This window comes from Nocardia sp. CA-129566 (genome assembly GCF_050956075.1).
In the GTDB taxonomy this organism is placed as follows: domain Bacteria; phylum Actinomycetota; class Actinomycetes; order Mycobacteriales; family Mycobacteriaceae; genus Nocardia.
The window spans coordinates 6366634-6378643 of record NZ_CP192085.1 but is presented as its reverse complement, the minus strand read 5'-3'; the positions used below and the strand labels follow the sequence as shown (position 1 = coordinate 6378643).

Genomic DNA, 12010 nt, shown 5'->3' with positions numbered 1-12010 from the left:
GCGTAGGCGCTGTCGGCCCAGTAGGCCAATGTGTCGAGGCTCGGGCAGGTGGAGATTCGCAGGTGGGCCGCTTCGGGGAGTGTCAGTTCGCGGTAGGACGGGTGGACAGCCGGACCACTTCGGAAAGGGCGGCCGAGGGCGCGGGTGACTGTCTCTGAGTCATGCTGGAAGAGGCGGTGCGTTGCCTCGTGGTGGGAGCCGACCATGGCAGCCAACGCACGCTGGGAAGTCGAAAATTTGTTCGATGTCGATCGGCGGGCAAGGTCGCGGCGGCGAGTTGTTCCGACGCGGTTGACGATGTCGCGCAACGCGCTGGCGATCTGGGCGAGTGTTCGGAAAGTGCTTGGGGTGCACTGGCGGTCGGTGCCCTCATTCTTCCTGTCGGCGGGCTGGCGTAGGGTTCGAATGTCTCGGTCACTGCCGAGGAACTGTGGGCCGAGCGGTCGAGCGTGCCCGGGAACAACGGCAAGGTGCCGGTCGGTGACATGAAGTGAGAGTGGTGTGAAGCGGCTACGAGATCGGTATGAGGCCCTGCTGCTGGATCTGGATGGCACGCTGTATCGCGGGCCCGAAGTGATCGAGGGCGCGCCGGAGGCATTGGCGGATTCCGTTGTGCCGCAGCGACTTGTGTATGTCACGAATAACGCGAGTCGCGGTCCGGACGTGGTGGCTCGGCATTTGGTCGAATTGGGATTCGTTGCGAATACCGATGACGTCGTGACGAGTGCGCAGGCGGCGGCGCGGTTGTTGGCGGAACGGCTCGATCCCGGCGCGACCGTGTTGATCGTCGGCACCGATGACCTGGCCAAGGAAGTGGACGCGGTCGGGCTGCGCTCGATCCGGCGCTTCAATGGCGCCGCGCCCGACGCTGTCGTACAAGGACATTCGCCCGAAACCGCCTGGCCGGATCTGGCCGAAGCGGCCTACGCACTCAGCGCGGACGCACTGTGGGTCGCCGCCAATACCGATAAGACGCTGCCGAACGAGCGCGGACTCGCGCCGGGCAACGGTGCCATGGTCGCGGCATTGCGCGCCGCTTCCGGCCGTGAGCCGCTGGTGGCGGGCAAACCCTATGCGCCACTGCTCGAGGATGCCCTGGTGCGTGCCGGAACGCGCAGCGCGCTGGTGGTGGGCGACCGCCTGGATACCGATATCGAGGGCGCCAACCGCGTCGGCCTCGAATCCCTGCTGGTCCTGACCGGCGTGAGCACCCTCGACGAACTGCGCGACGCCCCTGCGGACAGGATCCCGACCTACATCTCGGACTCATTGGACGCACTGAATCACCCGCCGGTCGACACCGACCCGAGTAACGGCGTCGCCGACTTGGCGGAACGCTTACGGCGTAACCCGGGAAGAGCCGTGACGGTGCGCGCGTCGGGTTCGGAAATCCGATAGCGTTGACCCCACGATGACTACTCCGATGCCACGCCCGAACGGACCCGGTACGCCCCAGCCCCATGGCCCCGGTACCTACGGCCCCGGCTCGAACGGACCCCGCCCCGGGCCGCCGCTGCCCGGCCAGCATCTGCCGGGCGCTCAGGGACGCCAGGAGCCCGCCGATCCCGCGAAGATTCGCGCCGAGATCGACGGGCTGCTTGCCGAACTCGACGCGCGTCCGACCTGGACCGCAGTGGCGGCGACGCCACCGACGACCGACTCGGATTCCGGCGCCGATATCACGCGGCGCGCCCGCATCCTGGAGCAGGCACATGAGGTGCTCGTCCAGGCTCTGGCCACGGTGGACAAGATCTGAGGTGGCCAGGCGCGCGCGGGTGGACGCCGAATTGGTTCGCCGCGGGTTGGCACGATCGCGAGAGCACGCGGTCGAGCTGATCGGTGCGGGCCGCGTCCTGATTGCTGGAACGGTCGCCGTGAAACCGGCGACCGCTGTCGAGGCGGGCACGCCGTTGATCGTGCGCGAGGAGCCCGACGAAGTGTCGTGGGCATCGCGGGGTGCGCACAAACTGCTGGGAGCGCTGGCGGCGTTCGAACCGCAGGGATTGACCGTCGCGGGTAAGCGCTGTCTGGATGCCGGCGCGTCGACCGGGGGTTTCACCGATGTGCTGCTCTCGAAGCAGGCGCGGGAGGTCGTGGCCGTCGATGTCGGCTATGGCCAACTGATCTGGCGCCTGCAGAACGATGACCGGGTGCGGGTCTTCGACCGCACCAATGTCCGTGCCATCACCCCTGAATCCATCGGCGGCACCGTCGAACTGGTGGTCGGTGACCTGTCGTTCATCTCGCTGGCTCTGGTGCTGCCGGCGCTCGCGGCCTGCAGCGCGCCGGGCGCGGACCTGCTGCCCATGGTGAAGCCGCAGTTCGAGGTGGGTAAGGAGCGGGTAGGCTCCGGCGGTGTGGTGCGCGATCCCGCATTGCGCGTGGAAGTGGTGCGCGATGTCGCGGCGGCCGCCGCGGAGTTGGGGTTGCACACCGCCGGGGTGGTGGCCAGCCCGCTGCCCGGCCCTTCGGGCAATGTCGAATACTTTCTGTGGCTGCGTAAGGACGGGCAGTTCGAGTACGACGGCGAGCAGGTCGCGGCTCTGGTCGAGCGTGCAGTTGAGGAGGGTCCACAGTGAACGCGCTGACACCGGTCGAATCCAGGGAGATTCTGCTGGTTTCGCATCCGGGCCGGGCGGAGATCATCGAGACCGCTCATCGCGTCGCGAAGATCTTCGCCGACGCGGGCATCGGATTGCGCGTGCTCGCTGACGAGGCGGACAGCACCCGGTTCGATATCGACTGCGCGCCCAGCGCACCGGTTGCGACGGCGGTGGCGGAACCGGGCGGATATCCCGCGCGCGTGGTCGAGCACTGCCCGGACGCGGCGGTCGGTTGTGAGATGGTGCTGTCGCTCGGCGGCGACGGTACTTTCCTCCGCGCGGCCGAATTGGCCAGGCCCGCCGGGGTGCCGGTGCTGGGAATCAATTTGGGCCGCATCGGATTTCTCACCGAGGCCGAGGCCGAACATCTCGATGAGGCGTTGGCGAGTGTGGTTCGCGGCGACTATCGCCTCGAACACCGGATGACCATCGATGTCACCGTCCGGGTGGACGACGAGATCGTCGAAACCGGGTGGGCGCTCAACGAAGCCAGCATCGAGAACGCCGCACGGATGGGTGTGCTCGAGGTTGTTCTCGAGGTCGACGGGCGTCCGGTCTCGCAATTCGGCTGCGACGGCATCCTCATCTCCACACCGACCGGCTCGACCGCCTACGCGTTCTCCGCGGGCGGCCCGGTGGTGTGGCCGGAACTCGAAGCGCTGCTGGTGATTCCGAGCAATGCGCACGCCCTGTTCGCGCGGCCGCTGGTGACCAGTCCGGAGTCCAGGATCGCCGTCGAATCCGTTGCGGCGGGCCATGATGCGATAGTTTTCCTGGACGGCAGGCGGACCCTCGCATTGCCGAAGGGCGGGCGGCTCGAGGCGGTCCGCGGCGCCGAACCGGTGCGCTGGGTGCGGTTGGATTCCGCCCCGTTCGCCGACCGGATGGTGCGCAAGTTCCAATTGCCCGTGACAGGCTGGCGTGGCCGACGGCGAACGGCGAGCAGCCGGGGGACGGCAGCCGGCGGAGCCGGCGGGTTGGGTGAGGACTAGTGCTGACAGAGATCAGGATTGACGGCCTTGGCGTCATATCGACGGCCACCGCGCAATTCCATGCGGGTCTGACGGTTCTGACCGGTGAGACCGGCGCCGGTAAGACCATGGTGGTGACCAGCCTGCACCTGCTCAGCGGGGCGCGAGCCGATGCGGGCCGGGTCCGGTTGGGTGCGGCGCGCGCCGTGGTCGAGGGACGGTTCACCGTCGACGCGGTGAATACGACCGCGCAGAAGCAAGTGCAGGAAGTACTGGAATCGGCTGCGGCCGAACGAGATGACGACGGCAGCATCATCGCGATCCGCACCGTCGGCAGCGACGGACGTTCGCGCGCGCATCTGGGCGGACGCGGCGTACCCGCCTCGGTGCTGGCCGATTTCACCGCTCCGCTGCTGACCGTGCACGGCCAGAACGACCAACTGCGGCTGCAGCGTCCGGATCAGCAGTTGTCCGCGCTGGACCAGTTCGCGGGCGATGCGGTCGGCCCGCTGTTGCGCAAGTATCAGGTGCAGCGGCGATCCTGGCTCGCTGCCCGCACCGAATTGCTCGAACGCACCGCGCACAGTAGGGAACTCGCGCTGGAGGCCGACCGGCTCAAGCATTCGCTGTCCGAAATCGACGCCATCGCACCGGAACCCGGTGAGGATGTGCGCATTGTCGATGAGGTGCGCAGGCTCAGCGATCTGGATTCGCTGCGCGAGGCCGCTGCGGTCGCGCACGATGCATTGGCGGGTCCCGCCGATTCGCCCGAGGCTGGTTCGGGCGCACTGGAATTGCTGGGCGCCGCGCGGGCCCGCATCGAATCGGCCGATGATCCGGCGCTGACCGGACTCGGTCCGCGACTCGGTGAGGCGATCGCGGTGATCATCGATCTGACCACCGACCTCAGCGGCTATCTCGCGGATCTGCCTTCGGACCCCGGCGCCTTGGATTCGCTGCTCACCCGGCAGGCCGAATTGAAATCGCTGACCCGCAAGTACGCACCGGATATCGATGGGGTGATCGCGTGGGCCGATGAGGCGCGCACGCGTCTGGGCTCGCTCGATGTCTCCGAAGAGGCCTTGGCGGCCTTGGCGGCGGAGGTGGATATCGCCGCGGAGCGGGTTCGCGAGGCGGCCCGTAAATTGACTGCCGCGCGTACGAAGTCGGCGGGCAAGCTCGCCTCGGCGGTGAGCGCCGAACTCGGCGGCCTGGCGATGGGCAAGGCGAAACTCGAGGTCGTGGTGCGGCCGATGCCCGCGAGTCCGCAGGACTCGGCGCCGCTGACGGTGGACGATACGGAACTGCACGCTGGGTCGACCGGTGTCGACGAAGTGGAGTTCCGGCTCTCGGCGCATTCCGGCGCGCAGTCATTGCCATTGAGCAAGAGCGCATCCGGCGGTGAGCTATCGCGCGTGATGCTGGCACTCGAAGTGGTGCTCGCGAGTTCGGATCACGGCGCGACCATGGTTTTCGACGAGGTCGACGCCGGTGTCGGCGGCCGGGCCGCGGTCGAGATCGGCCGCCGGCTGGCCCGGCTGGCCCGCACCCATCAGGTGATCGTGGTGACCCACCTACCGCAGGTTGCCGCCTTCGCCGATACCCATCTGGTGGTGGACAAATCCGATGACGGCAAGGGCAAGGTCAACAGCGGTGTCCGTGCCCTGACCAAGGACGAGCGCGTCATCGAACTCGCCCGCATGCTGGCCGGTCTCGACGACACCGAAACCGGCCGAGCCCATGCCGAGGAACTTCTGGAAACGGCCCGCGCCGAGCGCACTCTCACCTGACCGCTGTTCAGCGCAGGGCTTTTTGCGCGCCCCTGATGAACTGGTTGATGAGGTTCTCGAGGCCCAATTCGACGACCTTGGCGGGGACGGGGAGGCTGGGCTCGGACTCCATCGTGTAGGAGACCAGGGTGCCGCCATCGGCGTCGGCGAAGGTGATGGTGCCGACGTGGCGCTTCACCGGCGCGCCCTTGACGATCTTGTACTCCATCAGCTCGCCCGGGACCAGCTTGGTGGTCTCCTCGACGATGCCGATTCCGCCCTTGCCGATCAGGTACTGCGCGCCCACGCCGTTCGGCGCCGGGGTGCCGGGCGTCTTCAATGTGAAGTCCACCGGAATGTAGGGGTTGATGCCGTCCCGCTCGGTGAAGAACTTGTAGACGACATCGCGCGGTGCCGCGATGACGACGTCAACGGTGCTGCTGGCCATAGTGTCTCCTCTTCGAGATATCTGTGACCGGCAGCATACGGGTACTGTCCGAGTTAGTCGTGAGCCCTGTCACACGGATCACATTGGGTCGGGCTGCGGTCGACTTCGAATCACGGTGCCGGCTGATCTTGGTGCGCGTCCGGTTTCAGCTCGGCGATGCCGTCTTCGCCGTCATGGATCGCCGACTGGTTGCCAGCTGCTTGTGGGGAAGATACGAGTTGATAGCCAAAGGTGTGCCGCTTTGTTATCACAGTGACGAATGTGGTAGATGGTTTTCGGCGCGCCTCCATCGATGATTGCGAGTTTGCGGCCATGATCAGGGCTCATGAGGATGTTGGCGTTGTTGTCGAAGAACACCGAAGCGCTACCCGGGCTAACTGGGATAGCTCGGGTTGACCGCAACACCAGGCGTTTGCTGAAGCGCGTCGGGCCCGGTGATGTCGTCATACTCGATGAGCTGGATCTGGATCGGCTCACCGCCGATCGGCTGGTCGAGGCGGGCGTGATCGCGGTGGTGAATACCTCGCCATCGATCTCGGGCCGCTACCCCAATCTGGGGCCGGAAGTGTTGGTCGCGAACGGGATTCTGCTGCTGGACACGGTGAGTTCGGATGCGTTCAAGATCAAGGACGGCACCAAGGTCCGCATCGATGAGGGCGTCGTCTACGCCGACAAATTGGTCAAGAAGGAGCCCGAGGTTCTGGTCACGGGCATCGAGCTGACCGAATCCGATATCGCCGAGCGGATGATCGAGGCGCGCAACGGCCTGGCCGATCATCTGGAGGCCTTCGCGGGCAATACGATCGAGTTCATCCGCACCGAGAGCGCGCTGCTCATCGACGGCATCGGGGTGCCGGAACTCGAGCTCGAGATGAAGCATCGCCATGTGGTCGTGGTGGCCGACGGCCCGGACCACGCGGACGATCTCAAGCGACTAAAGCCGTTCATCAAGGAGTACGTGCCGATCATGGTGGGGGTCGGTCGTGGCGCGGATACCTTGATGAGGCAGGGATACCGCCCCGATCTGATCGTCGGCGACCCGGACGAAATCACCAGCGCCACCTTGAAATGCGGCGCCGAGATGATCCTGCCCGCTGATACCGACGGCCACGCCAAGGGGCTGGAACGCATCCAGGATCTCGGCATCGGCGCGACGACATTCCCTTCGTCCGGCGCACCCTCCGATCTGGCCCTGCTGCTGGCCCACCACCATGGTGCGGCGCTGATCGTGACCGCGGGCGCCGCCGCATCGCTGGACGACTTCTTCGACCGCGGCCGCCGCGACAGCAATCCGGCGACCTTCCTGACGCGACTAAGAATCGGCACCAAACTCGTGGATGCCAAGGCGGTCGCAACGCTCTACCGAAACCGGGTATTCGGAACCGCCATCGCGATGGTCGTGCTCGCCGCCCTCCTAGCGGTGATCGTGGTCATGCTCGCCTCTAATACCGGTGCCGAGGCATTGGACTGGGCCACCGACACCTGGAATCGGTTCGCGCTATGGGCCCAGGGCCAGATCGGCGCGGGAGGCAGCCGATGATTTCGTTTCGGCAGCACGCGGTTTCGATCGTCGCGATCTTCCTGGCCCTCGCCCTGGGCGTGGTGCTCGGCTCGCAGACCGTAGCGGCGGACCTGCTGTCCGGACTGCGCGCGGATAAGTCGGATCTGCGCAAACAACTCGATGTGGCCACCGATCAGAACCGACGGCTCACGGAGGAAATGAACGCTGCGGACCGGTTCATCGCCGATTCGGCGGGCCGCATCCTCGGTGGCACCCTCACCGACCGCAGCGTCATTGTTTTCACGACTCCCGATGCCGAACCCGCCGATGTCGAGGCGGTGGCGAAAGATCTGGAAACCTCCGGCGCGACCGTGACCGGTCGGATCGCACTCACCGACCCGTTCGTCGATGCCGCCGAGGGCGATCGGATGCGCACCGCGATCACCAATGTCATTCCGGCGGGTGCGCAGCTGCGCACCGGACAGGTCGATCAGGGCAGTATGGCGGGTGATCTGCTCGGCTTGGTGCTGCTGCTCGACCCCGTGAACGCGCAACCGCGCAGCACCCCGCAGGAGCTGAGCCTGGTGCTGGAGACATTGCGTGGCGGCGGTTTCCTCGCCTATGGCGACTCCCCGGCGCGCCTCGCCAACCTCGCGGTGGTCGTCACCGGCACCGGCGCGAAGTCCAGCGAAAACGGCCAGGGCAGCAATATCGCCCGGTTCACCGGCGCGCTGCGCGGCCGCGGCGCGGGGGTAGTGCTCGCTGGCCGATCCGGTGCCGCCGATAATCCGGGCCCCATCGCGATCATCCGCTCCGACGCCGCGCTGGCCACCGCCGTCACCACCGTCGACAACCTCGACCGCGAGATCGGGCGCGTCACCACCGTCCTCGGCCTGAGCGAACAGCTCAACGGCGGCGCGGGCCGATACGGAACCGGCACCAAGGCGACCTCCCTCACACTCAACGCCGTGCCGCAGAGCTGATCCGCGCTCTGGTTAGCCCGAAACCGATCCGGATTCGGCCGACTCGACCACCGCGCGCGAGATCGTCGAGCGCCGTTCACAATCCGGCTCATTTCCGAGTGGCCGCAGCGCATCCGAGGTAAGCCGCGCGCCGCGAATGGTCGCAGCGAGGCACCATCGGGCCGCGACACACGGCACCGAATGCTCGGTCGAGCCAATGCAGCGACTCGGTGGCAAACGTGCGTGGCGGGTGATCAGACCAGCATTTTCGTGTTACCGTGAAGACCCGTGGGTCATACACGGAATCAGGCGCGAACGGCCACGAAGCACATCTTCGTCAGCGGTGGTGTCGCCTCCTCATTGGGTAAGGGTCTTACCGCCTCCAGCCTCGGTCAGCTGCTGACCGCGCGCGGACTGCGGGTGACCATGCAGAAACTCGACCCGTACTTGAACGTCGATCCGGGCACCATGAATCCGTTCCAGCACGGAGAAGTGTTCGTCACCGAAGACGGCGCCGAGACCGATCTCGATGTCGGTCACTACGAGCGGTTCCTCGATCGGGACCTGTCCCGGGACGCGAATGTGACCACCGGGCAAATCTATTCGTCGGTGATCGCCAAGGAGCGGCGCGGCGAATATCTCGGTGACACGGTGCAGGTGATCCCGCACATCACCGACGAGATCAAGAGTCGCATACTCGCCATGCAGGGCCCGGATCTGCAGGGGCAGGTGCCCGATGTGGTGATCACCGAAATCGGTGGCACCGTCGGCGATATCGAATCGCAGCCCTTCCTCGAGGCGGCTCGACAGATCCGCCACGATGTGGGCCGGGACAATGTGTTCTTCCTGCACGTATCGCTGGTGCCCTACCTCGCGCCCTCGGGTGAGCTGAAGACCAAGCCGACCCAGCACTCGGTGGCGGCGTTGCGCAATATCGGTATCCAGCCCGACGCGCTGATCCTGCGCTGCGATCGCGACGTGCCCCAAGCGCTCAAGAGCAAGATCGCGCTGATGTGCGACGTCGATGTCGATGCCTGCATCTCCACCCCGGACGCGCCGTCGATCTACGACATTCCCAAGGTGCTGCACCGCGAGGGTCTGGACGCGTATGTGGTGCGCAGGCTCGGGCTGCCGTTCCGGGACGTGGACTGGACGGTATGGGGCGATCTGCTCGACCGGGTGCATCAGCCACGGGAGACAGTCGAGGTCGCATTGGTCGGCAAGTACGTCGATCTGCCCGATGCGTACCTGTCGGTCACCGAGGCATTGCGCGCCGGCGGGTTCGCCTCGCGGGCCAAGGTGAATATCCACTGGGTGCAGTCCGACGAGTGCGAGACCCCGGCCGGCGCACAGGCCGCGTTGCGCGATGTGGACGCGGTGCTCATCCCCGGTGGATTCGGTATTCGCGGCATCGAGGGCAAGGTCGGCGCGATCACCTACGCCCGCACCCGTGGGCTGCCATTGCTGGGGCTCTGCCTCGGTTTGCAGTGTGTGGTCATCGAGGCCGCGCGCTCGGTCGGTCTGGCCGAGGCCAATTCGGCCGAATTCGAGCCGGACACACCACATCCGGTGATCTCCACCATGGCCGACCAGAAGGACATTGTGGCCGGTGAGGCCGATCTCGGTGGCACCATGCGCCTCGGCGCCTATCCGGCGACGTTGCTGAAGGGGTCGGTGGTCGCGCAGGCCTACGGCACCGAGCAGGTCTCCGAGCGCCATCGGCATCGCTACGAGGTGAACAACGCCTACCGCGACAAGATCGCCACCAGCGGGCTGAAGTTCAGCGGGACCTCGCCCGACGGACATCTGGTCGAATTCGTCGAGCTGCCCGCGGACAAGCACCCGTTCTTCGTGGCCACCCAGGCCCATCCCGAGCTCAAGAGCCGCCCGACCCGGCCGCATCCGCTGTTCGCGGCGCTGATCTCGGCGGCGCTGAAATATAAACTGGCCGAGCGGCTTCCGGTCGATATCCCGGACGAAGAGTTCGCGAACGCAGATCAGGCATCGTAGATGAGTGATAACGGGGGAGCCCGGCCGGGCAGTCACGATTTCGAGACAGTGGCGAGCCGGACCGTGTACAGCGGCGCCATCCTCGCGTTGCGGCTCGATGAGGTGGCCATGCCGGGCGGGCGAGTGGTCGAGCGCGAGGTGATCGAGCACCATGCCGCGGTCGCGGTTGCGGCCATCGATGACGCCGACAATGTGGTGTTGATCAGGCAGTATCGGCATCCGATCGGCGGGCGACTGCTCGAGTTGCCCGCGGGTCTGCTCGACGTACCCGATGAGGATCCGCTCGAAGCGGCCAAGCGCGAATTGGCCGAGGAGACCGGATTGGCTGCCCGGGAGTGGGCGGTGCTGGTGGATGTCGCGCTCTCGCCCGGTTTCACCGATGAGGCGCTGCGGGTGTATGCCGCACGCGGCCTGTACGAAACCGACCGGCCCGAACCGGAATTGGAGGAGGCGGATCTCGAATTGGTCCGCATGCCCGTCGAGGAGGCCGTGCGTGCCGCGTTGGCCGGTGAGATCGTCAATGCCACGGCGGTCGCCGGTGTGTTCGCCCTCGCCGCCGCCAGGGCGGGCGGGTCCGAACTGCGTCCTGCCGACGCACCGTGGCCGGGACAGCCGAGCGCATTCCTCCGTCGCAAGGCGGCGCGGCAACAGTCCGAAGACTGACACAGGGTGCTCGCGCGCGAAGTAGACGCCTATCTCGACCATCTCGCGGTCGAGCGCGGCGCCGCGCGCAACACCCTCGGCGCCTATCGCCGCGATCTCGACCGGTATCGGGACTTCCTGACCGGACGCGGTATGACCGCGCTCGAGCAGGTCGGCGAATCCGATGTCGCGGAATTCACCATGGTGCTGCGGGCGGGTGGGGTCGCCCACCCGCCGCTGGCCGCCAGTTCGGTCGCGCGTGCGCTGATCGCGGTGCGCGGGCTGCATCGTTTCGCCGCCGCCGAGGGGATGACGAGCACCGATGTCGCACATGCGGTGAAACCGCCCGCGCCGGGGCGCCGGTTGCCGAAAGCCTTACCGTACGACCAGGTCCTGCGGTTGCTGGAGGCCGCGGGAGGCGGGCCGATCGGCGATGCCGAGGCGAATGGGGCCGGAACCGATGCCGGGCCACGCGGATTGCGCGACCGCGCACTGCTCGAGTTGCTGTACTCGACCGGTGCGCGGATCTCGGAGATGGTCGGACTCGATGTGGACGACCTCGACACCGAGGAGCGTGCGGTGGTCTTGCACGGTAAGGGCGGCAAACAGCGCATGGTCCCGATCGGCAGGCCCGCGCTCGCCGCGGTCGACGCATACCTGGTGCGCGGCAGGCCGGTGCTCGCCGCCAATGGGAAAGGCACTGCGGGTGCGCTGTTTCTGAACGCACGCGGCGGACGGCTGTCGCGCCAGAGCGCCTGGCAGGTGCTGCAGACCGCCGCCGAGCGTGCTGGTATCGGCGCCACGGTATCCCCGCACACCCTGCGCCATTCCTTCGCAACACATCTGCTCGACGGCGGCGCCGATGTGCGTGTGGTCCAAGAACTTCTGGGACACGCCTCGGTGACCACGACGCAGATCTACACCCTCGTCACCGTGAACACGCTGCGCGAGGTCTGGGCCACCGCCCACCCGCGCGCCCGCTGACCGGCATGTTGTCCGGTGCGTTTTTGCCCGATGAATCCGGGAACAACGGACAAGTAAGGTGTGCGGGGCGCATCCGCGCACCGGGTATCGTCCGGGTTGATATCGGTGTCGACGGCAAAC

General features: G+C 66.7%; 12 protein-coding genes. 10 read left to right on the top strand and 2 right to left on the bottom strand.

The features are described from left to right. Positions 1 to 501: 501 nt before the first annotated feature. From ACQP0C_RS27945 to recN, 5 genes are read left to right on the top strand one after another with little or no spacing between them, the layout of a single operon-like run. Complete coding sequence (locus tag ACQP0C_RS27945; protein ID WP_433724657.1) at positions 502 to 1398, top strand: HAD-IIA family hydrolase; 897 nt, start codon at positions 502 to 504, stop codon at positions 1396 to 1398. A gap of 13 nt (positions 1399 to 1411) precedes the next feature. Beyond that, positions 1412 to 1756 carry a hypothetical protein gene (locus ACQP0C_RS27940; RefSeq protein ID WP_433724653.1) on the top strand — a complete coding sequence of 115 codons (345 nt, stop codon included), beginning with the start codon at positions 1412 to 1414 and terminating at the stop codon, positions 1754 to 1756. 1 nt (position 1757) lies between these two features. Continuing rightward, a complete protein-coding gene (locus tag ACQP0C_RS27935; protein WP_433724651.1) occupies positions 1758 to 2579 on the top strand; it encodes a TlyA family RNA methyltransferase in 822 nt (273 codons plus the stop codon). Then, the gene (locus tag ACQP0C_RS27930; protein ID WP_433724649.1) at positions 2576 to 3595 is read left to right on the top strand and encodes an NAD kinase; all 1020 of its coding nucleotides are present in this window, start codon (positions 2576 to 2578) and stop codon (positions 3593 to 3595) included. The genes ACQP0C_RS27935 and ACQP0C_RS27930 overlap by 4 nt, the downstream gene beginning before the upstream one ends. After that, the gene (gene recN / locus ACQP0C_RS27925; RefSeq protein WP_433724647.1) at positions 3595 to 5364 is read left to right on the top strand and encodes a DNA repair protein RecN; all 1770 of its coding nucleotides are present in this window, start codon (positions 3595 to 3597) and stop codon (positions 5362 to 5364) included. The genes ACQP0C_RS27930 and recN overlap by 1 nt, the downstream gene beginning before the upstream one ends. Before the next feature lie 7 nt (positions 5365 to 5371). Here recN and ACQP0C_RS27920 read toward each other — a convergent pair whose 3' ends face one another. Continuing rightward, complete coding sequence (locus tag ACQP0C_RS27920; protein WP_433724645.1) at positions 5372 to 5791, bottom strand: SRPBCC family protein; 420 nt, start codon at positions 5789 to 5791, stop codon at positions 5372 to 5374. Positions 5792 to 5901: 110 nt separating this feature from the next. Further along, complete coding sequence (locus ACQP0C_RS27915) at positions 5902 to 6105, bottom strand: hypothetical protein (RefSeq protein WP_433724643.1); 204 nt, start codon at positions 6103 to 6105, stop codon at positions 5902 to 5904. Positions 6106 to 6116: 11 nt separating this feature from the next. Here ACQP0C_RS27915 and steA point away from each other — a divergent pair, with 11 nt between their 5' ends. The 5 genes from steA (at position 6117) to xerD (ending at position 11890) form a co-directional block, all read left to right on the top strand. Next, positions 6117 to 7331 (top strand): putative cytokinetic ring protein SteA, encoded by a 1215-nt coding sequence (gene steA, locus ACQP0C_RS27910; RefSeq protein WP_433724641.1) that lies wholly within the window; start codon positions 6117 to 6119, stop codon positions 7329 to 7331. Then, positions 7328 to 8275: a copper transporter gene (locus tag ACQP0C_RS27905; protein WP_433724639.1), complete on the top strand. Its 948-nt coding sequence runs from the start codon at positions 7328 to 7330 to the stop codon at positions 8273 to 8275. The genes steA and ACQP0C_RS27905 overlap by 4 nt, the downstream gene beginning before the upstream one ends. Before the next feature lie 267 nt (positions 8276 to 8542). Next, positions 8543 to 10264 (top strand): CTP synthase, encoded by a 1722-nt coding sequence (locus ACQP0C_RS27900; protein ID WP_433724637.1) that lies wholly within the window; start codon positions 8543 to 8545, stop codon positions 10262 to 10264. After that, a complete protein-coding gene (locus ACQP0C_RS27895; protein ID WP_433724635.1) occupies positions 10265 to 10927 on the top strand; it encodes an NUDIX domain-containing protein in 663 nt (220 codons plus the stop codon). A 6-nt stretch (positions 10928 to 10933) separates the two neighbouring features. Then, positions 10934 to 11890: a site-specific tyrosine recombinase XerD gene (gene xerD, locus ACQP0C_RS27890; protein ID WP_433724633.1), complete on the top strand. Its 957-nt coding sequence runs from the start codon at positions 10934 to 10936 to the stop codon at positions 11888 to 11890. The last annotated feature ends 120 nt before the right edge of the window (positions 11891 to 12010 follow it).

Excerpts from the sequence above, each read along its gene's own strand:
- ACQP0C_RS27940 (WP_433724653.1), top strand. The coding sequence starts at position 1,412 with ATGACTACTCCGATGCCACGCCCGAACGGACCCGGTACGCCCCAGCCC.
- ACQP0C_RS27920 (WP_433724645.1), bottom strand. The coding sequence starts at position 5,791 with ATGGCCAGCAGCACCGTTGACGTCGTCATCGCGGCACCGCGCGATGTC.
- ACQP0C_RS27915 (WP_433724643.1), bottom strand. The coding sequence starts at position 6,105 with ATGGCCGCAAACTCGCAATCATCGATGGAGGCGCGCCGAAAACCATCT.
- steA (WP_433724641.1), top strand. The coding sequence starts at position 6,117 with ATGAGGATGTTGGCGTTGTTGTCGAAGAACACCGAAGCGCTACCCGGG.
- ACQP0C_RS27905 (WP_433724639.1), top strand. The coding sequence starts at position 7,328 with ATGATTTCGTTTCGGCAGCACGCGGTTTCGATCGTCGCGATCTTCCTG.
- ACQP0C_RS27895 (WP_433724635.1), top strand. The coding sequence starts at position 10,265 with ATGAGTGATAACGGGGGAGCCCGGCCGGGCAGTCACGATTTCGAGACA.